The 22487-nt window shown below is 65.7% G+C and carries 22 protein-coding genes and 1 pseudogene; 13 read left to right on the top strand and 10 right to left on the bottom strand.

Going from position 1 to position 22487, the window contains the following annotated elements; genetic code table 11:
* The first annotated feature begins 48 nt into the window (after positions 1-48).
* Complete coding sequence (locus tag LGM56_RS28855; RefSeq protein WP_226207428.1) at positions 49-1074, top strand: MerR family transcriptional regulator; 1026 nt, start codon at positions 49-51, stop codon at positions 1072-1074.
* Between the two features lie 16 nt (positions 1075-1090).
* On the opposite strand, the gene LGM56_RS28850 is transcribed toward LGM56_RS28855, so the two are convergent.
* Positions 1091-1528 carry a hypothetical protein gene (locus LGM56_RS28850; protein ID WP_143329857.1) on the bottom strand — a complete coding sequence of 146 codons (438 nt, stop codon included), beginning with the start codon at positions 1526-1528 and terminating at the stop codon, positions 1091-1093.
* 431 nt (positions 1529-1959) lie between these two features.
* Complete coding sequence (locus LGM56_RS28845; RefSeq protein WP_226207427.1) at positions 1960-3372, bottom strand: PLP-dependent aminotransferase family protein; 1413 nt, start codon at positions 3370-3372, stop codon at positions 1960-1962.
* An 84-nt stretch (positions 3373-3456) separates the two neighbouring features.
* Here LGM56_RS28845 and LGM56_RS28840 point away from each other — a divergent pair, with 84 nt between their 5' ends.
* Both LGM56_RS28840 and LGM56_RS28835 read left to right on the top strand, forming a co-directional pair.
* On the top strand, positions 3457-3909 hold the full coding sequence (locus LGM56_RS28840) for a GNAT family N-acetyltransferase (protein ID WP_226207426.1): 453 nt from the start codon (positions 3457-3459) through the stop codon (positions 3907-3909).
* Positions 3906-4526, top strand: coding sequence for an FMN-dependent NADH-azoreductase (locus LGM56_RS28835; RefSeq protein WP_226207425.1), 621 nt, complete (start codon positions 3906-3908; stop codon positions 4524-4526). Before LGM56_RS28840 ends, LGM56_RS28835 begins: the two co-directional genes overlap by 4 nt.
* A gap of 85 nt (positions 4527-4611) precedes the next feature.
* Here the strand turns inward: LGM56_RS28835 and LGM56_RS28830 are convergent, their stop codons facing one another.
* Positions 4612-5427 (bottom strand): alpha/beta hydrolase, encoded by an 816-nt coding sequence (locus LGM56_RS28830; RefSeq protein ID WP_089498028.1) that lies wholly within the window; start codon positions 5425-5427, stop codon positions 4612-4614.
* 13 nt (positions 5428-5440) lie between these two features.
* Positions 5441-6736 carry an MASE1 domain-containing protein gene (locus tag LGM56_RS28825; RefSeq protein ID WP_226207424.1) on the bottom strand — a complete coding sequence of 432 codons (1296 nt, stop codon included), beginning with the start codon at positions 6734-6736 and terminating at the stop codon, positions 5441-5443.
* 308 nt (positions 6737-7044) lie between these two features.
* Between LGM56_RS28825 and LGM56_RS28820 the strand changes: the two genes are divergently transcribed.
* The gene (locus LGM56_RS28820) at positions 7045-8001 is read left to right on the top strand and encodes a hypothetical protein (RefSeq protein WP_319000782.1); all 957 of its coding nucleotides are present in this window, start codon (positions 7045-7047) and stop codon (positions 7999-8001) included.
* Positions 8002-8013: 12 nt separating this feature from the next.
* Here LGM56_RS28820 and LGM56_RS28815 read toward each other — a convergent pair whose 3' ends face one another.
* Positions 8014-8514: a lipocalin-like domain-containing protein gene (locus LGM56_RS28815; RefSeq protein WP_089473844.1), complete on the bottom strand. Its 501-nt coding sequence runs from the start codon at positions 8512-8514 to the stop codon at positions 8014-8016.
* A gap of 162 nt (positions 8515-8676) precedes the next feature.
* Between LGM56_RS28815 and LGM56_RS28810 the strand changes: the two genes are divergently transcribed.
* Positions 8677-9582, top strand: coding sequence for a LysR substrate-binding domain-containing protein (locus LGM56_RS28810; RefSeq protein WP_226207422.1), 906 nt, complete (start codon positions 8677-8679; stop codon positions 9580-9582).
* Between the two features lie 128 nt (positions 9583-9710).
* Positions 9711-10148: a GNAT family N-acetyltransferase gene (locus tag LGM56_RS28805; RefSeq protein ID WP_226207421.1), complete on the top strand. Its 438-nt coding sequence runs from the start codon at positions 9711-9713 to the stop codon at positions 10146-10148.
* Between the two features lie 41 nt (positions 10149-10189).
* Here LGM56_RS28805 and LGM56_RS28800 read toward each other — a convergent pair whose 3' ends face one another.
* From LGM56_RS28800 to LGM56_RS28790, 3 genes are all read right to left on the bottom strand, one after another.
* A complete protein-coding gene (locus LGM56_RS28800; protein WP_089428648.1) occupies positions 10190-11029 on the bottom strand; it encodes a peptidyl-prolyl cis-trans isomerase in 840 nt (279 codons plus the stop codon).
* Between the two features lie 353 nt (positions 11030-11382).
* Positions 11383-13317: an SMP-30/gluconolactonase/LRE family protein gene (locus LGM56_RS28795; protein ID WP_226207420.1), complete on the bottom strand. Its 1935-nt coding sequence runs from the start codon at positions 13315-13317 to the stop codon at positions 11383-11385.
* 549 nt (positions 13318-13866) lie between these two features.
* Positions 13867-15171 carry a dicarboxylate/amino acid:cation symporter gene (locus tag LGM56_RS28790; protein ID WP_226207419.1) on the bottom strand — a complete coding sequence of 435 codons (1305 nt, stop codon included), beginning with the start codon at positions 15169-15171 and terminating at the stop codon, positions 13867-13869.
* Positions 15172-15775: 604 nt separating this feature from the next.
* Between LGM56_RS28790 and LGM56_RS28785 the strand changes: the two genes are divergently transcribed.
* The 7 genes and pseudogenes from LGM56_RS28785 to LGM56_RS28755 all read left to right on the top strand — a co-directional run bounded on the left by LGM56_RS28785 (position 15776) and on the right by LGM56_RS28755 (position 20505).
* The gene (locus LGM56_RS28785; protein ID WP_226207418.1) at positions 15776-16921 is read left to right on the top strand and encodes a glycosyltransferase family 4 protein; all 1146 of its coding nucleotides are present in this window, start codon (positions 15776-15778) and stop codon (positions 16919-16921) included.
* A complete protein-coding gene (locus LGM56_RS28780) occupies positions 16921-17487 on the top strand; it encodes a hypothetical protein (protein WP_226207417.1) in 567 nt (188 codons plus the stop codon). Before LGM56_RS28785 ends, LGM56_RS28780 begins: the two co-directional genes overlap by 1 nt.
* A gap of 23 nt (positions 17488-17510) precedes the next feature.
* Positions 17511-18245 (top strand): polysaccharide deacetylase family protein, encoded by a 735-nt coding sequence (locus LGM56_RS28775; protein ID WP_226207416.1) that lies wholly within the window; start codon positions 17511-17513, stop codon positions 18243-18245.
* Between the two features lie 86 nt (positions 18246-18331).
* Positions 18332-18523, top strand: a pseudogene (locus LGM56_RS28770) (CDP-6-deoxy-delta-3,4-glucoseen reductase); the annotation flags it as partial.
* A gap of 326 nt (positions 18524-18849) precedes the next feature.
* Positions 18850-19302: a glycine zipper domain-containing protein gene (locus tag LGM56_RS28765; RefSeq protein ID WP_226207540.1), complete on the top strand. Its 453-nt coding sequence runs from the start codon at positions 18850-18852 to the stop codon at positions 19300-19302.
* Positions 19303-19531: 229 nt separating this feature from the next.
* Entirely contained in the window at positions 19532-20146 is a 615-nt protein-coding gene (locus LGM56_RS28760) for a LysE family translocator (RefSeq protein ID WP_089457258.1), read from the top strand.
* 110 nt (positions 20147-20256) lie between these two features.
* The gene (locus LGM56_RS28755) at positions 20257-20505 is read left to right on the top strand and encodes a hypothetical protein (protein WP_046548863.1); all 249 of its coding nucleotides are present in this window, start codon (positions 20257-20259) and stop codon (positions 20503-20505) included.
* 60 nt (positions 20506-20565) lie between these two features.
* On the opposite strand, the gene LGM56_RS28750 is transcribed toward LGM56_RS28755, so the two are convergent.
* On the bottom strand, positions 20566-21924 hold the full coding sequence (locus tag LGM56_RS28750; RefSeq protein WP_226207415.1) for an MFS transporter: 1359 nt from the start codon (positions 21922-21924) through the stop codon (positions 20566-20568).
* A gap of 173 nt (positions 21925-22097) precedes the next feature.
* On the bottom strand, positions 22098-22484 hold the full coding sequence (gene pcaC / locus LGM56_RS28745; RefSeq protein ID WP_226207414.1) for a 4-carboxymuconolactone decarboxylase: 387 nt from the start codon (positions 22482-22484) through the stop codon (positions 22098-22100).
* Positions 22485-22487: the final 3 nt, after the last annotated feature.

Genomic DNA, 22487 nt, shown 5'->3' with positions numbered 1-22487 from the left:
ATCGCCTTTATGCTCGTCATCACGAATCGACGACCCGAAAGGTGACCCATGAGCGATGTCACGCGCGGCCTGAGCGCATCGGAAGCCGCGATGCGGCTTGGCGTATCGGCCAAGGCGCTGCGGCTGTACGAGCGGCAAGGACTGGTCACGCCCGGGCGAACGGTGGCCGGATACCGCGCCTACGGCCCGCACGATCTGGCGCGTGCGGCCGAAGTCGCGGCGCTTCGCGCGCTCGGCTTGAGCCTGGCCCAGGTCGCGAACGTGCTGGGCGGCGACGCCCGCAGCCTGAGCGACGCCCTGGCGACGCATGAGGCGGCGCTCGGGCGCGGCATTCAGGATCTGGTCGGCAAGGTCGACAAGGTTCGCGCGATCCGCGCCGATCTTGCCCGCGGCCGCATGCCCGACGACGGCGAACTGACGCGCCTGCTCGCGCCGGCCGCCGCGGGCGTTGCGTTCAACCTCCCTTGGCCGTGGGACGGCGAATGGTTCGAATTTCGCGATATCCGTCCGCTGAACTACATCATCGGTTCGCTGGGCAGCGGCAAGACCCGTCTCGCGCATCGGCTGGCCGACGCATTGCCCGGCGCCGCGTTCATCGGGCTGGACCGGCTGGAAGACGGCGGCGCGGCGGCGTTCGCCGCGTTGCGGGCCGATCCGGCGCTGAAGGCGCGGGTCGAACGCACGTCGGCACGGCTTGCGGACGAAGGCACCACTGCGTCTGCGGCGCTGACCGTGCTGCTCGCCGGCCTCGAGGCGGACGGCGTGGGTGCTTTGGTCGTGGACATGATCGAACAGGATCTCGACCAGCCGACGCAGGCGGCGCTGATTGCGTACCTTCGCCAGCGCGCCAGAGCCGACGGCATGCGCCCGCTGTTCATGCTGACCCGCTCGTCGGCGATCCTGGATCTGTCGGCCGTCGGCCCCGATGAAGCGATCATTCTGTGTCCCGCGAACCATAGCCCTCCGGCACGCGTCGCACCGTACCCCGGTGCGCCGGGCTACGAAGCGGTGGCTACGTGTCTTGCGTCGCCCGCCACCCGTGCGCGGATCGCACGGCGACCGGAGGCGGGGTAGCGGCATCGCAATTTCGCTACAAATAACTCGTCGTAAACGATGCGAAAACCGCCGAAACACCATCTTGAAAATCGCCGGGAGCTTTGGGCGAAAGAAGTACGGACACGTCGGTGCGCGAGAAAAGTAAGCTTGTACGGTACTGCTCTATCCGCGCAACAACATCATATCTATGCGGTAGATTCCCCGGCTGGTTTGGTCCCGGCCGTGCTCCGACTGCAAATCCGGCGGCGCGAAGAATAACTTCGGCGTCGTCAAATGAACTTCCGAGCGGAATGTAGCGCACTGCGAGCCAAGTAATGTCCCCGGCTTTATCTATCTCTTGGGTCGAGCCGCTTTTGGGGACCTTCTGGTACGCCTTGTCGATTTCAATGCGAAACCTCTTTCCCAGTACTTCGAGGTCTTGCCAAGGGGATGCGAGCGACGCCCAAGGTGCGAGCGCAAAATAAAGCGGCACCCATAATCCCGCGTGTATCGCAGTGCGTCGTTGGGAGACCCGCTTCCGACTTTTTGCCATTGCCACTCCCGATTCGCAGGATCAGTCGCATCGCAACGCGGATGGTTCTCACCGGAACATCGCGGGCGATTGCGTTGGAGCATGCGTCCGTGGAGCCCTGGTGTCAACGTTCTAGCCCCAACTGTTGGAAGACCGCTTGTGGCCGAGAGCCGCCGCCGATGATGCGAACCAGGCCAGTTAAGTCAGCTCGGTCGAAAGGCGGAAAGCATGGTGCCAGCCACCCATGAGGCACGAACTCGGACGACGACATCACGGGGTGTTATCGACCATGCGTAGAACAGTCGCGGTAACTCTGTCACACAATCGCAAAATCGTGGCGCCAGCCGCACGTACTCCGGCGCCCCGCGGGTTCGTCATCCACCACGCCCGGTTCACACACGAACGAGCCGATACAAGCGTCGAACCAACGTCAACGCCTGCTGCGCCGACGTCAGGTTCGTGAACCCGAGCAACATGCCGGGCGGCATCCGGCCGCCCGGGCTCCAGTTGTTCAGCGGCTGAACGGAAAAGCCCTGCAGGTCGGCCATGCGTGCGACGGCGCGATCGTCGACCGCCGTGCGCCAATAGGCCACCACGTGCAGGCCGCCCGCGCGGGGCGGAACGTGCAGCGCATCACCGAAGACCTTACCCAACGCATCGATCAGCCACGCGCGGCGGGTGGCATAAAGCGCCCGCATCTTCTTCAGATGACGCGCGAAATGCCCTTGCTCCATGAAATCAGCGACGACCGATTGCATCAGCATCTGGCCGCTACCGCCGAGCCAGCCGGCGGTGTCGCGAAAGGCCGCGACCTGCTCGTCGGGAACAACGAGATACCCCAGCCGCAAGCCCGGATACAGCACCTTGCTGAACGATCCTGTGTAAAGCACGCGCTGGTAGCGATCCAGGCTCTTGAGCGCGGGCAACGGGCGGCCGTGGTAACGGAACTCGCTGTCGTAATCGTCCTCGACGATCCAAGCCCGTTGCTGCCGGGCCCAGTCGAGCAAGGCAAGACGTCTCGGCAGCGACAGCGCGACACCGAGCGGGCTTTGATGGGTCGGCGTCACCACGGCAAAACGCGCATCGGCCGCCCGGCGCAGCCCCGCTTCCACGCGCAGGCCGTCGTCGTCGACCGGCACGGACACGAGCCGCATCCCCGCGTGCTCGAGCAGGCGGCGTGCGTGGATATACCCGGGATCCTCGAACCAGCCGGCGTCGCCGGGACGCAGCAAGGTCCGGCAGATCAGGTCCAGCGCGCCGCGATACCCCGCGGTGATGAAGATCTGCCCGGCCGAACAGTCGATGCCGCGCGACACGCCGAGGTACGCGGACAGCGCACGCCTGAGCCCGTCATGCCCTTGCGGCGGTGCATAGTCCAGCGACGGGGTCGCCATCGCCCGCACATGACGCCCGGTGAGCCGTATCCACGGCATGCGCGGAAACGCATCGAGCGCGGGAATGCCCATCTGGAACGGCTTCGGCCCGCGCGCCGCCGGATCGCCGCGCGGCGGTTCGTCCGGCCGGGGCGCCGCGGCGCGCGGCTGCCGCCCATCCGGCAACTGGGGCGACACGACGGTGCCGGCCGGCCCATGCGCGACCAGGTACCCTTCGCCGATGAGGATCTGATAAGCCGCTTCGACGGTGCCGCGTGCCAGATTGAGTTCGCTGGCCAGGCTCCGTACCGACGGCACGCGCTTGCCCGGCGCCAGCTTGCCCGTCTCGATCGCCTCGCGGAAGCGCCGGACCAGTTGCCGATAGACCGGCATGTCGAGATGACGGTCCGGCATCAGATCGTCGAATTTCATGTCCCAGTCAAATAGTCACTTTTTGGACCTTCAGGATACGCCATCCGATTCGTACAGTAGCGACGTTACCGTGGAGCAATCGTGATGCCAGAGATCCATTTGAAACGCGCCGTGACGGACGCGGATTACCGGTCGACGTTCGACGTGATGCGAGAACTACGCCCGCACCTGACCGATGTCGATGCGTTCGTGCGGCAGATGTGCCGCCAGGCCGAACAAGGCTATGTGCTGCTGACCGCACGGCACGGCAGCCCGGACGGCGCGGTCGTCGCGCTGGCGGGATACCGCCACCTCGAAAACACGCTGTACGGGCGTTTCGTCTACGTCGACGATCTGGTCGCGACCGAACACGCGCGCAGTCAACGGCTGGGCGAGCGGCTGCTCGATGCGGTACGCGACGACGCGCGGCAACACGGCTGCCGGCACCTGGTACTCGATACCGGGCTCTCCAACGCGCTCGCGCAGCGTTTCTATTTCCGCCAGGGGCTGCTGTCCCGCGGCGTGCATTTCAGTCAGTCACTACAGGCGCTCAGATGAACAACCTTCTTTTTGTCGATGCCAGTCCACATGGCAGTCATTCGCTGGGCGCACGCCTTGCGCACGAAGCCGTCGCGCAATGGCGGGCGGCCCGCCCCGATGCGCGGGTCGTGTCGCGCAGCCTCGGTCAACCCGGATTGCCTTCGCTATCGGCCGACTATGCGCATGCCGTGGTCGCGAGGCAGCCGGATGCCGATCCCGTGCTGGCGTACTCCGAACAACTGATCGCGGAAGTGGAACACAGCGACGGCGTGTTGATCAGCACACCGATGCACAACTTCACGGTACCTGCCGCGCTGAAGTTGTGGATCGATTTCGTGCTGCGTATCGGCCGCACGTTCACGGCCACGCCGGAAGGCAAGTTCGGCCTGCTCGCCGATCGACCCGTGCTCGTGCTGGTACGCTCGGGCGGCATCTGCACCGGCGCGGCGGCGCGGCAGCCCGATTTCCTGACCCCGTACCTGAAGCAGGTGCTGTCCGTCATCGGCCTGTCGACGGTCGATTTCATCTACCTCGAAGGCATTGCGCCGAGCGACGCAGCCATCGATGCGGTACGCGCCCAGTTGGCCGCATCGACTCTGCTGGCGCGACGCGCGACGGAAACGGAAACGGCATGAATTCGCCACGCCCCGGTACGCATGCAAGACCCGATGCGTACCGGGGGCAGCGGATCTCGCGCATCCCGGGCCGCGCACGTCACCGTCAGGATTCCAGCCGTCCCATCCGGCGCGCCATCGCCGGGCTCACCGCATGCACCGGATCGAACCCGAAGAAGTCGAGCACGTGGCGCGCGACGTCGTCGCGATCGTTGTCCGCGCAGATCATGTGATAGCTGTTCTCGAGCACGATCCCGCGCGCATCGGGCATCTTTTCCAGCAGGAAATCGGCCGAGCGCAGGCTCGTCAGTTCGTCCTCGCGCGCATGCAGCACGAGCGTCGGGCACGGCGTGCCGGCCGCGGCCTCGAGCGCCCAGTCGCGCATCCGGTCGACCTGCCGCACGCATGCGAGCGGCACCCATGCGTAGTGGAAACTGTCCTCGCGCTCGAACTTCTTCTTCACGATCGCGCGGATCGTCGCGTTCTTGATGCCGAACGGCTCGCCTTCCTCCACACGCATCCGCTCGGCCACACCCGGCACGCGGTACAGCACGTGCCGCAGCGCGCGGTACCACGGCGTCGACCATCCGTCGATGAACACCGGCGTGGCCAGCAACGCGAGCCGGCCGCGCGCATGCTGCACGCGGTGGCACAGCAGCAGCGCGACCAGCGCGCCCATGCACATGCCCGCGACATGCAGCGTGTCGTACTCGTTTTCCAGCGCGCGATACTGCTCGGTCACCGCATCGAGCCACACCTCCGCGCGCACGCCGACCAGATCCTCGGGGCGCGTGCCGTGCCCCGGCAGCGTGATCATGTGCGTGTCGGCGCCCGCGCGCCGCATCGCCTTGTGCAGCGAACCGAGATCGTATTGCGTGCCGCCGAGCCCGTGGATCAGCAGGACGCCCGTGCGGCCCGTCATGACGTGCGTCCGCTCATTCGTCCGCCGTCGGCCACACGCGTTCGAGTTGCCAGACACCCGCCACCACCGTCACGTCGACATTCGAATCGAGCAGCGGCGCACCATGATCGGTGATCGTCTGCGTGCCGCCGTCGCGCTGCACGATGCGCAGCGACAGCGACGCGCGGTCCTCGCCCGCGATCTCCGCATCCCAGTAGTCGCGCAGCGCATCGCGGTCGCCCGGCTGCACGCGTTCGAGCACGAGCGGCACGCTCGCGATCTGCGATGCATCCACGCCGACGCCGAACACGCGCTCGACGTCGCCGCTCCACTCGATCCGCCCCGATTCCGGGTCGAGCACGTACGCGATCTGGCCGGCGCTCGCGAGCGCGAGCTCCATGTTGTTCTGCAGGACGGCCGCATGCTCGTGCACGCGTTCGCGCGTCGTCTTCAGCGTGCTCGCCGTCAGCACCAGCAGCGACGCCACCGCCAGATAAAGCTGCGCCTCGAGCAGCGCACTACCGTAATGCTCGTGAAACGACGCGAACGGGCCGTCGCCCTGCGCGGTCTGCTCGATCACGATCAGCGCGAGCACCAGCACCGACGACGAGCCCGCCCGGCCGCCGAGCAGCAGCGTCACCGCGACGGTGAGGAACAACGGGATATACGTCAGCGCGAAGCCCGCGCCGGTGCCGAATTTCCGCGACGTGTCGCCGTCGAAGATCACGAGTGCGACGCCCACGACCAGCACGAACGAGACCATGCCGAGCACGAGGTCGAAGCGCTCGTGATCGCCCGAGCGATGCGCGCGAAAGCGCGACCATGACGCGAGCACCGGCGTGACCAGCAGCACGCCGACGAAATCGGACGCGGCCCACACCGACCACACGTCGAAGAACGGCGCGCCCTTGACCACCGTGTACCAGGCCGCGCCGCCGATCGCGCCGACCACGCCCGCGATCAGGCCGGCGAGGATCACCGAGCGCAGGAAATACAGCCCTTCGAGCGAGAAGCGCACGCGCTGGACGAGCCACACCGCGAGCGCGGCCGCACCGACCTCGTCGACCGTGAACAGCACCGCGTTGATCAGGCTAGCCTGTTCGATGGCGCTCAGCGCGAGCTGCCCGACCAGGAATGCGCCGGCCAGCGTCAGCCATTCGCGCATCGGCCGCAGCATGAACGCGCCGACCGTCACGCCGGCCGGCAGCCAGATGTAGCCCGTCAGCCGGACGGGGCCGTTGAACTGGTGCGAGATGTAGCCGGTCGCGAGATACAGCGCCGCCCAGAGCAGCGCGGCGACGAGGCCCCGCCGCGATCGTTTGGTGTCCATCGAGAATCCCTGTGTGCTGCGCCTGCGGTCGGCGGGCGCGCGATGTGCGAATGATATGCGGGCGGGGCGGGCCGGGGAATACCGGGGCCGGAACCACGTGCGGGGCGCCGGCGCGCCCGCGCGCTGGCGGTTGTGACCGGGCCAGGATCGGAAAAGTTCGGTGTGTGCCGGGTACGGCCGGGACACGTCAGAACGTCGTCTTGGCCGGACGGCCAAAATCGCCTGCGGTCGGTGGATCGCATCTAGCATGAAAGACATCCGAAAGCATCCGCTTCCGGTATCGTCCACGTCATCCGCCCACTTTCCGCATGACCCTACGCCATGAAAACCGTACCGGCCCGGCCGATCCCGGCCCCCTCTGCGCCATGAGCCGCTTTCGCGCCACCTACGACGGGCCCGCGCTCGAATCGTCGGAAAGGGACGTGCGCGAACTCGCGCCCGCGCTGCTTGCCATCGGGGATCTGCTCGACGCTTCGACCCGCGCGCTGTGCGGGGATCAGGTGCGGCCGCAGGTGAACGTGCGCGGCAGCTTCAAGACCGGCAGTTTCGGCATCGACTTCACGCTCGCGACGTCACTGCTCGGCCGCATGCGCGACCTGCTGAGCGGCAACGAAGGCACGGCGCTCGCCAATGCGGTCACGATCCTGACCGCGCTCGGCATCGCCGCACCGAAGGCGGGAAAAGGGCTCTTCGCCGTCCTCAAATGGCTGCGCGGGCGCGAGATCCTGCAGGTGCAGATGCAGGACCACACCGCCATCCTGCATGTCGAAGGCGACACCCTCGAAATCGACCTGCCCGTCCTCACGCTGCTGCGCGACGTCGGCGTTCGCCGCGCCACCGAGCACGTGCTTGCCCCGCTCGCGCGCGAAGGCATCGTGGTGTTTGCGGTCGGCACCGATACGGAAATCGTCGAAACGGTCGACCGGAGCGAGATCGCATGGTTTCACGCGCCCGAACCGGCCGACTCGCTCATCCTCGACGAGCATTGCAAGATGGCGTTCTCGATCGTGTCGCTCGCATTCAAGGACGACAACAAGTGGCGGCTATACGACGGCACGTCGACGATTCACGCAGCGATCACGGACACCGGCTTCCTGTCGCGCGTGAACAACAGCCAGATCAGTTTCAGCAAGGGAGACGTGCTCGTGTGCAATGTCCGCATGCAGCAGTGGCAAACCTCGGACGGCGCAAAAACCGAATACGAAGTCACGAATGTGCTCGAACATCGCCCGGCCGGCCTGCAGATTCAGCTGCCGGGGCTTTGACGCCCGCCCGCCTCAATCCACTCGCCGCCACACCGAGATCGGTATGTCGCCGTTCGCACGCGGCGGCACGCGGTAGCTCAGCTCGCCGTCCTTCAATTGATAGCTTCGCGTCTGTGTTTGCCCGATCCAGTTCGGGTACGACGAATTGACGATGTGAAACGCGAGCTTGTGTTTCGCGGGATCGACGGTCAGCGTGCCGTAGTGAGTGCTCGACCCGAGCACGGCGTCACGGAATTCGTCCGGCGTGCCGGTCGCCTTGTCGTTCGACGCGAAGCGCGGGCGCTCCGACTTGAAGATCTGCAGCGAATAGTTTCCGTGCACGTCGATCAGCAGCAGCCCCTTCGGATCGGCGCCATAGTCGCGGCCAACCGTGCCGTCGGGATGTTGTACGTCCGCCGCGACCAGCGTCCATGTCCCCGCGAGCGACGGCGCGGCCGATGCGTCGCCGGGAATCATCGATGCGGCCAGCAGCATGCCGGGAAAGCCTTGGCGGAATATCGAGCGGATGTTCATTCACGGTCCTCGTGAGAAAAAAGGGAAGCAACCTCACGGGCATCCGCAGCGGCGTATCGCGCGCATCCCCGTGAACCGGAACGACCGGTTCACTTGATGGTAGCGACGGGAATGTGCAATAAATACGGTAATTCGACATCGACTTATAAGAAAAACGGAATCATGACGCTCCCGAATCTCGACATGGATGCGCTGCGCACGCTGATCGCTGCGGATCGGCTCGGCAGCCTCAACCGCGCCGCCGACCGGATCGGCCGCTCGCAGTCGGCGGTCAGCCAGCAGATGCGCAAGCTCGAAACGCAGATCGGCCAGCCGCTGTTTCGCCGCCAGGGGCGCGGCCTCGTGCCGACCGAGGCGGGCGAACTGATGCTGTCCTATGCGCGCCGCATTCTCGAGCTGAACGACGAGGCGGTGGGCGCGATCCGCGGCGCGGCGATCGAGGGGGCCGTGCGATTCGGGCTACCGGGCGACTTCGCCGAATCGTGGCTGCCCGTCGCGCTCGGCCAGTTCAAGCGCACGCACCCGGGCGTGCGCGTCGACATCGTCGTCGACGGCAACGGCGCGCTGCTCGACCGGCTCGACGGCGGCGAACTCGACGTCGTACTCGCGATGGGCCGCGGGCATCGTACCGACGCCGAACACCTGGTCACGCTGTCGATGGCGTGGATCGGGCCGCAGGGCGTCGATGTGCGTCCACGCGCCGGCATGCCGCTGGATCTTGCGCTGTACAAGCCGCCATGCCTGTTCCGCAAGGCTGGTACCGATGCGCTCGACAAGGCCGGGATCCCGTGGCGGCTCGCTTACACGACCGGCAGCCTGCAAAGCCTGTGGGCCGGCATCGCGGGCGGGCTGGGGATTACGGCGAGAACGATGGTGGGTGTGCCGCAGACATTGCGGCAGCTTGGCGAGCGCGACGGCCTGCCGCCGCTGCCGGCAGTCGACGTGTGCCTCCACGCGGGTGAAGGCGATGCGTCTTCCGCGCTCGCGAGCCTGAAACGCGTCGTGGTCGACACGCTGATCGCCAATCTCGCGGATGCGCAGAAGGTGTCCGGCCGGCGTGCCGCATGATCGGCCACGGAGGCGTGCCGGATGGGCGCTGCGCCCTTTGACCCGCTGCCCGTCATCGGGAATGATGCGCTGCGGGGATCGACCTTGCCGTCGACGATCCCGCCTTCCCGAACGAACGAGTCCGCCCGATGACACACGCAATCCGACTGCGCCCGGCGTCTGCCGCCGACCTGCCGTTCCTGCTGACGCTTCGCAAGCTCACGATGACGGAGCATCTGAAACGCGCCGGCATGCCGACCGACGACGACGCGCACGACCGGCGCATCCGCGCGCACTTCGACGATGCGATGATCGTCTGCAACGACGATGAAGCCATCGGCTTGCTGAAGGTGACACGCGCCCCCGACGCGTGGCACGTGCACCAGATCCAGATCCTCCCCGCGCACCAGGGCCGGGGCGTCGGTGAAGTCGTGCTGAACGCATTGCTGAACGACGCGGCACGCGCGCACGTGCCGGTGTCGCTCAGCGTGCTGCACGGCAACCCGGCGCGGCGGCTCTACGAACGGCTCGGCTTCCGCAGCGAGTCGGAATCCGACACGAGCGCGAGCATGATCTGGCGCGCGTGACGTCCGGCGTTTCGACGCCGCCGCGTGACTGCATTACTGCATTACTGCGTGATCTTCGCGTCCTTCAGCAGGTTGCCGATCATCTGCGCACTCGCCTTCTCCACTGCAGCCGCCTGCAATTGCTGCTGAAGCCCCGGCTTCGCGGTCGCGAAGCCCGGCACCTGCGTCGGCCGCTTCGCATCCAGCTTCACGATCGCCCGCACGCCGTCGACCGGAATCGAATCGTTCGTCACGGCGCCGACCTTCAGTTTCTCGAGCGCCTGCGCGACCGGCAGCGGCAGGCCGGACGTCTTGCCTTCCGTCGCCGGCGTGTGGAAGCTCACCCACGGCAGTTCGCCGCCGGTATCGCGGCTCGGCGCCATGCTGTACTGACGCGCCAGCCCTTCGAACGACTTGCCCGCCTTCAGCTCACTGAGCACCGTCGCGGCCGTCACCGGATCCTGGACGATGATCAGGCGCGGCTTGTACTCGTTCTTGCCGAGCGCGGCCACGAGTTCGTCGTAGCGCGCCTTGACCTGTTCTTCGGTCACCGGCTCGGGCTTCACGTTGTCGCGCAGGTAAAGCTGCACTTCGGCATTCGTTTTCGCCTGCTGCACCGCCGCCTTGACCTCCGGCTTGTCGGCATAGTTCGCCTTCTCGGCAGCCTGCTGAACCAGCACGCGCGTGATCAGCTGATTCTTGATCGCCTGGCGGATCTGCGGCGAGTCCGGTTGCCCGGACGCGCGCAGCAGCGTATCGACGTCGGCCTGGGTGATCGGCGTACCGTTGACCGTCGCGACGGTCGCGACGGCCGGCGCCGTCTCTGCGTGGGCAGTCCCGCTCAGCGCGCCGGCCAGCACGGCGATCAGCAACAGGCGGTTCGGGGTGGTTTTCGTCTTCATCTTTTCGTCACTTCGGCTCAAAAAACGCGGCAGGGGTTGCCACGCAAATTCACCGGCGCGGCAATGCGCCGGTGCAACCCGTCAGTCGATTCGGTTCATCGTCGTGCGCACACGCAGTGCCGCCGACGCCGCTGTCATTGTGCCCTTATCGGGTTTTCCGTGTCGGGAGGTTCAGGACAGCCGCCCGGCGGGCGGTGAGGCGCGCGTTGCGCACGCCGGCCATTACGAACGCGGGATGTGGAAATTCTGTGGAAGCGGCATGGAAATCCCGCGAAACCGCGATGAATCACACCATGGCGTCGCGAGCCCGGCCGCCGACCGAGGTCGAGGCGGCCGCGCATGCCTCATCAAAGTCAGGGCGTCCAGCGGTACACGGTGATGCTGTTCCCCTTCACGTTGTTCTTCATCACCACGTACTCGCCGTTCGATCGGCGGTATGCGCGGATGCTGTACATCGCATCGATCGCGCTGCTGGTATCCACGGTCGCGGGGCTCGCGTTGACCAGCGTGGTGTCGAGCTTGCCGGTGGTGAGGTTGAACGCGTCGACGTTCGGCCACAGCGGCCCGCTGCTGCTGAACCAATAGCCGACGAACAGATGGTTGCCCACCGCGTCGATCGATTTCGCGCCGCTGTGCGGCAGCGTGATCACCGGGTCGGGCTTCGTCGTGTTGCCCGCGCTCCAGCCGTGATACACCTCGATGCGCGTGCCGATCGACGTCCAGTCGTTGCTCCCGATGGCGCCCTGCGCGAGCACCATCGTGTCGCTGTCCGCGAGATAGACGATGCGCGTGAGCGGCTGGATGCTGTCAGGCACGCGGGTCGCGACGCCCGCCCCCCACGACGGCTTGCCGCTCGCGTCGAAGCCCGTCAGCGGGTAGTGGGTAATCGCGCCGGTCTTGTCGAGGCCGGCCCACACGCCGCCCTTGCTGTCGATGCTGAAGCCGCTCGTCACGCGCCGCGTGGTGTTGAACGCGGGGCCCGGGATCGAGCCGTCCGGGATCGCGATATAGCCGTTCGCCGCGTTGAAGTGGAAGAAGTAGAAGATCGGCGGGTTCTGGCCCGCCGCGACGAGAATCCGGTTCGCGCCCACCGACGTGAGCAACCCGAAATGCTCGTCGCGCTGGGTATCGCTCATGTTGATGCGTGGATCGGCCGGATACGTGAACGGGTCAACCGTGTTCGCGACGAACGTGCCGCCCGCGCCGCCGCTGTACACATGCGTACCGCCGTAGAACAGCGCGCCGTCCGTGACCGGGTCCGGCGCGGCGATCCCTTCGAAGTTCAGCGACTGCAGCGTCCACCGCAGGCTGCCGGTGCTGCTGTACGCGTGAATGTCGGTCGCGCCGTTGCGGCCGAGATCCCAGCTGCCGCCCCACGGATTGTTGAGCACATAGAGATTGCCGCCGGTGTCCTTGCCGAGCCCGGCGATGCGCGTGAAGTGCTGCGCGCCGACCTGCCCCTTGATGCCCGTCGTCGTGTCGAGATAGCCGCCGCGCACGCCGAACGTGCCGGCCAGCGCGGGCCGTCCCGACACCGTATAGCGCTTGATGTTCTGGTCGGGGCCTTCGTCGCCCACCAGCAACTGGCCGGCCGCCGCATCGAAAACCAGCGCCGACGGCTGCGACCCGGCCGGCATCCGGATCGTGTTCAGCAGCGCACCGGCCGGGCTGAAGCCGGCGATCGCGCCCGCGCTCTTCTGCGCGACCCACACGTTGCCCGCGCCATCCACCGCGAGCGCGCCGGGCGCCGATACGCTGATGTCCCGCTGCCAGACGCCGTCGGTGGTGAATACGCGCACGCGATTGCCGTAGAAGTCGCTCGCGTAGAGCAGCGAGCCGGCCGTCGCGAGCCCGGTGACGACGTCGATGCGCGGCTGGTTGGTCGCCGCGCTGACCTGGATGACAAGGTCGCGATACTTCGTCGCGCGGTTGTAGCGCCCCACCGCGCCGCTGCCGTATGTCTTGCCGGGCTGCAGCGCGACGAACAGCGACGTCGCGTTACCGGTGATCGCGCTGCCCTGGAACTCCGAGTGCGTGCCGATCGAGCCGATGCTCTTGCCGTTCTGGTAGATCGCGACACCGCCCTCGTCCTCGTCCCACATCGACGCCGTATAGATCACGCCTTCGGGCGCGACCCACATCGCGCGCGCGACGTTGCCGACGTGGGCCGCGAGCGTGCCGTACGTATTCGCCAGCCAGTCGGTGGTGTTGCCTGCGTGAACGGCGGGGGTCATCGCGGCGATCGCTGCGGCGAGAAGCGCAGCCTTAAAGCGTCGTCTGGCGACCATGACGGATGCTCTCCTGAATGGTGCGAACATTCACATGAAGGGCCGGCCGGATGGCTCGAAAACCGTAACGCGTAAATACTTCCCCTGAATCATCCGGCGCAGTCGGTATTACGTGCAGCATGCGTTCGATAATGCGCAGCGCGAGAATAGCGTTATATAAATCGAAAAAAATTGCGAATCGCTCGCGTCGCGCGCTTTTCAAGGAATCGGCTTTGACGGCATTGCCGCTGCCACCCAAGCGCGCTGAAGGCGCGCACGACAGCGCGACAGTGAATGATCACTTACACGTCGAATCGGGGATCGGGAAAATCAGGCTTGCGCGTGCCTGCGGGAATATCGCCGTGTGTTCAACGACGACGGATTGAAACGTCGAGCGCCAGGTATCAATCGGGTAATCCGGGAATCAGGGAAAACGACCGCATTCAGGACGGAATCATCTCCCCAAAACAAATCGCCGGCCTGGATCCATTTCGAATCCAGGCCGGCGATTATCCACTACCGGAAAGCAGGCAGCGCACCCCTATCGCTGCGCTGCCGCACTGCTGCACATCATGCCGATGCCGAGGTCTCCGGCACCTTCACCTTCATCGCACGGCCGTTGCTCGGATCGTTGTCGTCGCGCGGGTCGTCGAGCTGACCTTCCCATTTCGCGACCACGGCCGCCGCGATCGAGTTGCCGACCGCGTTGGTGGCCGAGCGCCCCATGTCGAGGAACATGTCGACGCCCATGATCAGCAGCAACCCGGCTTCGGGCAGGTTGAACTGGTTGAGCGTCGCCGCGATCACGACCAGCGACGCGCGCGGCACGCCCGCCATCCCCTTCGACGTGACCATCAGCATCAGCAGCATCGTGATCTGCGTGCCCAGCGGCAGATGAATGCCGTACACCTGCGCGATGAACAGTACCGCGAACGTGCAGTACATCATCGAGCCGTCGAGGTTGAACGAATAGCCGATCGGCAGCACGAAGCTCGAGATCTTGCGGTTCACGCCGAAACGGTCGAGCGCGTCCAGCAGCTTCGGATACGCGGCTTCGGAGCTCGCCGTCGCGAACGACAGCAGGAACGGCTCGCGGATCAGCCGGATCAGCGTGAACGCACGCTTGCCGAGGAACGTCACGCCGGCGAGCGTCAGCACGCCCCACAGCAGCGCCAGGGCCAGATAGAAGCTCGCCATGAACTTCGCGAACGTGAGCAGGATGCCGAGTCCCTGGGTGGTGATCGTCGACGCCAGCGCCGCGAACACCGCGACCGGCGCGAACCACATCACCGCGCCCGTCACCTTCAGCATCACCTGCGCGAGATCGTCGATCACGCCGGTCAGGCGCTTGCCCGACTCGCCGAGCGCCGACAGCGCGGTGCCGAAGAAGATCGAGAACACGACGATCTGCAGGATTTCGTTGTTCGCCATCGCTTCCGCGATCGACTTCGGCACCAGGTGCACCACGAAGTCCTTCAGCGTGAAGGCGCCCGTCTTCAGCCCGAGGGACGCATCAGACGCCGGCAGCGGCAGGCTCAGATGGCTCCCCGGTTGCAGGATCGTGGCGGTCAGCAGGCCGAGCAGCAACGACGTGAACGACGCGATGAAAAACCAGCCGAACGCCTTGACGCCGACGCGGCCCACGGCACTGCCGTCGCCCATCTGCGCAATGCCGACGGTCAGCGTCGCGAATACCAGCGGCGCGATGATCATCTTGATCAGGCGCAGGAATATGTCGGACAGCAACGATACGTAGCCGGCGACCTCCTTCGCCATGTTCGGGTCGGGAAACGCGCTATGACAGGCGTAACCCACTGCGATTCCAAGAATCATCGCGACAACGATGTACTTGGTGATGTTGTGCTTCTTCTTCATTAGTAATCCAAATCACAAAGCGTATGTTGCTAACGGCTGGCACATCTTCCGCGCCCGGCTACGAATCGAAACCCACGTCTCTCTGGGTGCGACGAGTCCGCCTTTGGCAGTCGCCATGGCGGACAAGGGGGGGCATTCTAACGCAAATGGCCGTCCGGCTTTCGAATCTGAAAGTCGAGGGGGTTGATCTGCGTCCGGATGCCGTCGAAAAGTCGGGTTTTGTCGCGATCCAGCCCGCTTCCTGCCCCGCCAACGAGGGTAATCGGGCCGCTTCACCGGTCGCACCGGGCTCGCCACGCTCCACGCACCGGCGACAGGAACCCTATCGCCGGACTCCCCTCCTCCCCGGCGGCATCGCACCGCGTGACGACACGGTGAACGATCGCGACACTTGTTCACAAAGATGCGCAGACCTTGACACTACGGTACGTAATGCTTCTGTAATATTTGGAAACGATTCGCGGTGACGCCCCGCCCGGGCGTCGATGCGCGATCCCGCATCGACCACGCGGGACCAGGTTCGAGTCATTGCTCTCAACAAGCGGACACGCTCATTTTCTCAGCAGTCCTGCCCAATGAATGATCGAGGAAAGGCGGCATCGTGATGAACATTCTGTATACCAACTTCCACGGCGACTACGGCGGCGGCCAGGACACCTACGTCCGTGATCTCGCCGCCGCGATGAGCCGGCATCATCGCGTGACCGTCGCGTCACCGGAGGGCAGCCGCCTGTCGCGACTGTTGAAGGACAGTCCCGACGTGGCCATCTTCGACATGGAATTCAAACCGCGCTGGAACCGGCTGTGCCAGGAAATCCTCCGGCTGCGCCAGCGGATCGTCGCCGAGCGCTTCGACGTCATCCATGTGAACGGCTCCGCCGATCACCGGCAGGTGATGCTCGCGCTGCTCGGCTGCCGGTATCGGCCCGCCGTCGTGCTCACCAAGCACAACACCTACCGCGCCGACAGCTTCGGCAACGTGCTGCGCGCACGCCTCGCCACCGACCACACCATCGCGGTCAGCGACTATGTCGCGGGCATGCTCGCGCTCCGGTCGCCGTACGGGAACGTCACCGTCGTCAAGCACGGCGTGCGCCGGCAGGCCGCCGAACGACTGGCCAGCGACGAAATCCGTCGCCGCAAGATCGCGCTGTTCGGGCCGTCCGCCGCGGACGCGATCGTGCTCGGCAGCAGCGCCGGCACCGCGCCGGAGAAAGGCTGGATGGACCTGATCGCGGCACTGGGCCGCCTGCCCGAACACGAGCGCGAGCGGTTTCGCGTGCTGCTGGTCGGCGCGGAGCCGACCGCCGAGCAACGCGAACAGATCGCACACCACCGCATGGCCGCGCGCACCGTTTTCACCGGCCGGCTCGACGACGTGCGGACACCGTTCTCGATCATCGACGTGTCGTTCGTGCTGTCGTACCACGAGAGCCTGTCGTATGCGTGCCGCGAAGCGATGACGCTCGGCTGCCCCGCGATCGTGACCCGCGTGGGCGGGCTGCCCGAGAACGTCGAGCCGGGCGTGGACGGCTGGGTCGTCCCGCCGCGCGAGCCTGAAGCGATCGGGGAAATCCTGCGCTCGATCGTGCGCGAGCCCGGGTGCGTGCGCGCGATGGGGCGTAGTGCGCGGCTGAAGGGCAAGCGTGAATTCTCGTTCGAACGATTCATCGACGCGACGTTGTCCGTCTATCAGAAATCGATTCGCCACAACCCGTATCGTCGGGTGACATCCATGAGGTCCGTTTAATGGCAATGAATATCTGGAAGAAGTACTGGGACCTGCGCACGCAGGAGTGCCCGTGTGACGTGCACTTCGTCGAATGGCTGGAAACCGCGCGCCTCAACGGCATCCGCATCTATCACTTCGGCACCGGCGGCCATCATCATGTCGGCGTGGAATGCGCGCGGCCGCACCTGAACAACACCGTCTTCGGCGTGACGGCGTCGCCGAAGGAATACAAGTCGTACGTCGATCTCGTCACGCGGCAACCGGAGGTGAGCAAGACCTATCTGGCCTATTTCGGCGACATCTATACGAGCAATTCGGACCTGCTGCCGGCGTTCGACGTCGTCACGCTGTTCCATCTGTGCGAATTCCGCGACGAGTCGAACAGCCGCTACGGCGCGAAGACCGACGCCGAAGTGCTCGACCTGTTCGCACGACACACCGCGCGCGACGGCCACCTGTTGTTCTACAAGGGCTCGTCGGCGTACCGGAAGGCCGAGCCGATCATCGAGCAATGGGCGGCGAATGCCGATTTCGTCGAAATCGGCGACTTCAAGACCCTGCGGATTTTCCGCAAGGCCGCGTAATTCCCCGTTCCCGCGACCCGCTCATGCTGCTGCCCGCCACGCGCTACCCGATCCTGATGTATCACCAGGTCCGCACGCCGCCGCCACCGCCCGACCGGCTGCGCAGCCTGAGCGTCGCACCCGATGCGTTCCGCCGCCAGATGACGCTGTTCAGGCGGCTCGGCTACCGCGGCCTGAGCGTGCGCGAACTGCAGCCGTACCTGCGCGGCGAGCGCAGCGGGAAGGTTTTCGGCATTACGTTCGACGACGGCTTTCTCAACGTGCGGACGCATGCGATGCCCGTGCTCGATGCGCTCGGCTTCACCGCGACCTGCTACTTCGTCGCCGGCCGGTTCGGCGGCGAGAACGACTGGGATGCGGCCGCCGATACCGCACGCTCGCCGCTGATGACGCACGCGGACATGCTCGCTTGGCGCGATCACGGCCATGAAATCGGCTCGCATACGCTCGATCACGTCGCGCTGTCGCACGTGCCGGCGCACGTGTCGGAGGTTCAGATCGTCGAATCGAAGCAGCGGCTCGAAGCGTTGAGCGGCCAGACGGTCGAATCGTTCTGCTACCCGTACGGCGACCTGGACCCGCGCGTGCGCGACCAGGTCGCCGCCGCGGGTTACCACAACGCGACGACGACCCGGCGCGGCTGCGCCGATGTGCGCGACGATCGGTTCCTGTTGCCGCGGATGACGGTCGCGGGTGGAGTCGGCGCGATGCGGCTGTGGTTCAAGTGTGCGAAGGCGCGGGTTCAGCGGCGCGGGTAGTTCACGCTATTTCGGCCGCTGCCTGCGGAATGCAAGCAGACCAGTCAGCGCGATTCCCATAAACAGGATCCATCCCCGGACGGCGGACGGGCCGCACCGGCTTCGACCATCGCGCGGTGATCGAGGATCTGCACGATCTGTCGGACCACCAGGTGTATGCATGCGGCGTGCCGGTGATGGTCGAATCCGCGCAGCGCGATTTATTTCGTCACCGTCGACTGGCGGACGGCGAGTTTCTGGTGGATGCGTTCACGACGTCGATGCCGATGTGCTTGTGATGTGTTTGAGATAGCTGTCGGCGTCGCGCATGGGATTGGTGAAAAGGTGGGTTTCCAAGCGTTCGGTCGGAGAACGACTTGCCGCAAGAGCCTGGCTTCGATGGACATTTTTGTGCGGTTTGATGGAAAAATAGTGGAGCCCGGTTAAGAAAATTGCGATGCCGGGCTAGCTTTCCAGGTGCACACAATCTGTTACGACAATGGCGACCCTTCTTTTGATCGGAGTGCTATCTTTCGCCGGCCTTTCGTTGAAATGGTTCATTGAAACGAATCGGCAGCAACGCAAGAAACCGGACTTCAGATTGAGCACAAGGAAGAGCATTCGCATGTTGAAGAAGATCGCCTCCGCATTCATCGTCACCGCGGCCGCGGTGATTTCACTGCCAGCCGCGGCGGACAACTGGGACAACGCGCTCGGCGGTGCGCTGGGCGGTGTCGCCGGCGCAACCGTCGGCGACGCACTGGGCGGCCGCACCGGCGCGGTGGTGGGTGGCGCGATCGGTGGTGGCGCCGGCGGCGCGATCGCGGCGAACCGCGACGAGCGCGACGGCGCAATCATTGGCGGCGCACTCGGCGGCGGCGCGGGCACCGCGGCCGGCCATGCGATGGGCGGCCGCAACGGCGGGCTCCTCGGCGCGGCGCTCGGCGGTGGCGGCGGCGCGGCGCTGGGGGGCAACCTCGGCCGCAACGCACGGGAGCGCGACGACGCACGGGACCGCGACAACATGCGCAGGATGCGTCGCAACAAGCATCGCTACGACGACGCGTACTACGACTAAGGCGCTTACCGACCTGTCGCGCTAAACGATATGAAGACGGCGTGCAGCGCCGCACTAATTGCCAGTCAACAGCAATTTTTGGCGAGTGAGTGATAAGGGTGCCAACACAAGCCCGCAACCCCACCCACCCCCGTACCGGCATTCGTCAACCCAACTGTACCGGTACTGTACAGAAAACCGTCGCTAAACTGACCTCCATCCCAGTCCAGAACCGAACGGAGAATCCGCGATGGAATTCCTCACCCTCAGCGCGTTGCCCGCCGGCATGCTGTTCGCGCTCGTCACGTCGATCACGCCCGGCCCGAACAACACGATGCTGCTCGCATCCGGCGTCAATTTCGGTTTCCGCCGCACCATGCCGCACCTGTTCGGCATCAGCATCGGCGTCGCGATCCTGATGCTCTGCGTCGGCTTCGGCCTCGGCGAAGCCTTCAAGCGCCTGCCGCTGCTGTACACGATCCTCGAAGTCGCGAGCGTCACGTACCTGCTCTACCTCGCATGGCGCATCGGCACGTCGGGCGAAGTGAAGGCGCACGGCGGCAAGCCGCGTCCGATGACGTTCATCGAAGCCGCCGCGTTCCAGTGGATCAACCCGAAGGCCTGGATGATGGTGCTGACCGCCGCGACGACGGTCCGCCTGTCCGCCGACTACGGGATGAACGCCGCCTGGATGGCCGTCGTGTTCATCCTGATCGGCTTCCCTTGCATCTGCCTGTGGGCCGCTTTCGGCCTCGGCCTGCGCCGCTTCCTGTCGAACCCCCGCGCGCTGCGCATGTTCAACATGACGATGGCCGTGCTGCTGATCCTGTCGCTGTATCCGCTGGTCGCGCACCTGCTGGCGTAGTGAGCGCTCACCGCGCGCCCGTTGAGATTCGCCCGATGCAGGCGTACCCTTTTGTTACGGGCGCGCGCAGCCGTTTCGCCGGTTGCGCCGCTGCTGCCGGGAGAGTGCCGATGAAGCCATTGCTGAGGGCGGGCGAACACATCGAGGGGATGCACTGGATCGCCGAGTATCACCCGCTCACGCACGAGATTCGCGTGCTGCGCGAGGACATCGAGATCGGTATCTACAGCGCGCCGCCGACGATGTTCGGTGAAGAGGAAGACATGGGCGCCGCGAACCTCGCCGATCATCGCGGCCGGGAGGCCGCGCTGCGCGCATATCTGCGCAACTTCGTGAGGGAACACGACACGGAGGAATAGCCGGCGGCCCGACGGCCGCCGAAGCGGCGGGCCGGCGCATCGCACCGGCCCACGCGTCGCTCAATGCCCGAGCGATTCGATCTTGCCTGCCGGCTGCGTCACGCCATGCGGCCGCGCCATCTGCTTGATCAGCAGCGCGACACACGCGAGCAAGCCCGCGACGGCGATCGTCGCGAACACGCCCGCGAACGAGAAATGCCGGCGCGTCAGCTCGGCGACGAGGAACGATCCCGCAATCCCGCCGAAGCGGCCGACGCCGAGCATCCACGCGACACCCGTGCCGCGCCCCTCTGTCGGATAGAACGCGGCGGCGAGCGCCGGCATCGACGATTGCGCGGTATTCATCAGCACACCGGCCACGAACACGACCAGCACGAGCAGCCCGACGTTGCCGGCCGCCTGCCCGATCGCATAAACGCTCACCGCCGTCAGCGCGTAGCACACGGCAATCACGCGGTTCGCGTTGAAGCGGTCCATCAGCACGCCGCACAGCACCGCGCCGACGCCGCCGAGCGGGAACAGCGCGGAGATCAGCGTCGCGCTCTTCGGCGTCAGGCCGGCATCCTTCAGCAGGATCGGCATCCAGTTGATCGACGCGTAGAAGATCACGAGCCCCATGAAGTACGCGAGCCACAGCATCACCGAGCCGACGATGTACGAGCGCGACAGCACGACGCCGAGGCCCTTGCTGCCCGTCTGCGGCGCGGCTTCGGTCAGCGCGAACGAGCCGGCGTTCAGCGCATCGCGCGAGATGCGCGCGAGCGTCGCGCGAACCTTGTCGACGGCGTGGTGGTTGGCGACCATGAAGCGCACCGACTCCGGCATCTTCAGCAGCAACAGCACGCCAAGCAGCAGCGGCGTCACGCCGCCGAGTATCAGCACGCTGCGCCAGCCGAAATGCGGAATCATCCATGCGGCGAGGAAACCGCCGAACGCGGCGCCAAGCGGGAAGCCGCAGAACATCAGGTTGATCACGGTCGCGCGGCGCTTGTCCGGACAGAACTCGCCCATCATCGTGACCGCGTTCGGCATCGCCGCGCCGAGCCCGACGCCGGTGATGAAACGCAGGATCGTCAGGTGCCCGATCGTCGTCGAGAAGGCGGACATCAGGCATGCGACGCCGAACAGGAAGACCGAGCCGAGCAGCAGCGAGCGGCGCCCGAGCTTGTCGGACAACGGGCCCGACACGAGCGCGCCGCACGCGAGACCGAACAGCGCGGCGCTCAGCACCGGTGCGAGATCGGGTTTGGTGAGGTTCCATTCGCCGAGCAGCGACGGCGCGATGAAGCCGATCGCAGCCGTATCGAAGCCGTCGAGCAGCACGATCACGAAACACATGAGGAATACGAGCCACTGAAAACCGCCGAACGGCTGCTCGTTGATGAAGGTCTGAACATCGACCACGGGTGCGCGATTCATCGCGAGTCTCCTGATATATATAAGCGACGCGGCCTCGGAACCACGTCTTGCCTTTGTTCGCGCACCGGCCATCCGGTGCGCCGCGCGCCGATGCTCTGCCGGCGCGTTCATTCATCGCCGAAGCCTGCGAACCATCCGCAGGCCTCGGATCAACATCGGACTACACCCGGTACTTAACCGGCCACATCCTGCTCCTTGAAGATCTTGTCCGCGAGATGAAACGCGGAATTCGCCGCCGGCACCCCGCAATAGATCGCGGTCTGCAGCAGCACTTCCTTGATCTCGTCGCGCGTCACGCCGTTGTTGCGCGCAGCGCGCAGGTGCAGCGCCAGTTCCTCGCCGCGGTTCAGCGCCACCATCATCGCGATGGTCAGCAGGCTGCGCGTATGGCGCGGCAGGCCGTCGCGCGTCCAGATCTCGCCCCACGCATAGCGCGTGATCAGGTTCTGGAATTCTTCGGTCACCTCGGTGCGGTTCTCGAGCGAACGGTCGACGTGCGCGTCGCCGAGCACCGCGCGACGCACCTTCATCCCTGCTTCATAACGTTCCTGGTCATCCATCGC

Source organism: Burkholderia sp. AU38729 (assembly GCF_020419725.1).
Classification (GTDB): Bacteria; Pseudomonadota; Gammaproteobacteria; order Burkholderiales; family Burkholderiaceae; genus Burkholderia.
The sequence above is the reverse complement of the archived record's forward strand: the minus strand, read 5'-3'. Positions and strand labels throughout refer to the sequence as shown.

What these genes read in the sequence shown, in the direction of transcription:
- LGM56_RS28855 (WP_226207428.1), top strand. Translation starts at nt 49, where the DNA reads ATGAGCGATGTCACGCGCGGCCTGAGCGCATCGGAAGCCGCGATGCGG.
- LGM56_RS28845 (WP_226207427.1), bottom strand. Translation starts at nt 3,372, where the DNA reads ATGAAATTCGACGATCTGATGCCGGACCGTCATCTCGACATGCCGGTC.
- LGM56_RS28840 (WP_226207426.1), top strand. Translation starts at nt 3,457, where the DNA reads ATGCCAGAGATCCATTTGAAACGCGCCGTGACGGACGCGGATTACCGG.
- LGM56_RS28835 (WP_226207425.1), top strand. Translation starts at nt 3,906, where the DNA reads ATGAACAACCTTCTTTTTGTCGATGCCAGTCCACATGGCAGTCATTCG.
- LGM56_RS28830 (WP_089498028.1), bottom strand. Translation starts at nt 5,427, where the DNA reads ATGACGGGCCGCACGGGCGTCCTGCTGATCCACGGGCTCGGCGGCACG.
- LGM56_RS28825 (WP_226207424.1), bottom strand. Translation starts at nt 6,736, where the DNA reads ATGGACACCAAACGATCGCGGCGGGGCCTCGTCGCCGCGCTGCTCTGG.
- LGM56_RS28820 (WP_319000782.1), top strand. Translation starts at nt 7,045, where the DNA reads ATGACCCTACGCCATGAAAACCGTACCGGCCCGGCCGATCCCGGCCCC.
- LGM56_RS28815 (WP_089473844.1), bottom strand. Translation starts at nt 8,514, where the DNA reads ATGAACATCCGCTCGATATTCCGCCAAGGCTTTCCCGGCATGCTGCTG.
- LGM56_RS28810 (WP_226207422.1), top strand. Translation starts at nt 8,677, where the DNA reads ATGACGCTCCCGAATCTCGACATGGATGCGCTGCGCACGCTGATCGCT.
- LGM56_RS28805 (WP_226207421.1), top strand. Translation starts at nt 9,711, where the DNA reads ATGACACACGCAATCCGACTGCGCCCGGCGTCTGCCGCCGACCTGCCG.
- LGM56_RS28800 (WP_089428648.1), bottom strand. Translation starts at nt 11,029, where the DNA reads ATGAAGACGAAAACCACCCCGAACCGCCTGTTGCTGATCGCCGTGCTG.
- LGM56_RS28795 (WP_226207420.1), bottom strand. Translation starts at nt 13,317, where the DNA reads ATGGTCGCCAGACGACGCTTTAAGGCTGCGCTTCTCGCCGCAGCGATC.
- LGM56_RS28790 (WP_226207419.1), bottom strand. Translation starts at nt 15,171, where the DNA reads ATGAAGAAGAAGCACAACATCACCAAGTACATCGTTGTCGCGATGATT.
- LGM56_RS28785 (WP_226207418.1), top strand. Translation starts at nt 15,776, where the DNA reads ATGAACATTCTGTATACCAACTTCCACGGCGACTACGGCGGCGGCCAG.
- LGM56_RS28780 (WP_226207417.1), top strand. Translation starts at nt 16,921, where the DNA reads ATGGCAATGAATATCTGGAAGAAGTACTGGGACCTGCGCACGCAGGAG.
- LGM56_RS28775 (WP_226207416.1), top strand. Translation starts at nt 17,511, where the DNA reads ATGCTGCTGCCCGCCACGCGCTACCCGATCCTGATGTATCACCAGGTC.
- LGM56_RS28765 (WP_226207540.1), top strand. Translation starts at nt 18,850, where the DNA reads ATGTTGAAGAAGATCGCCTCCGCATTCATCGTCACCGCGGCCGCGGTG.
- LGM56_RS28760 (WP_089457258.1), top strand. Translation starts at nt 19,532, where the DNA reads ATGGAATTCCTCACCCTCAGCGCGTTGCCCGCCGGCATGCTGTTCGCG.
- LGM56_RS28755 (WP_046548863.1), top strand. Translation starts at nt 20,257, where the DNA reads ATGAAGCCATTGCTGAGGGCGGGCGAACACATCGAGGGGATGCACTGG.
- LGM56_RS28750 (WP_226207415.1), bottom strand. Translation starts at nt 21,924, where the DNA reads ATGAATCGCGCACCCGTGGTCGATGTTCAGACCTTCATCAACGAGCAG.
- pcaC (WP_226207414.1), bottom strand. Translation starts at nt 22,484, where the DNA reads ATGGATGACCAGGAACGTTATGAAGCAGGGATGAAGGTGCGTCGCGCG.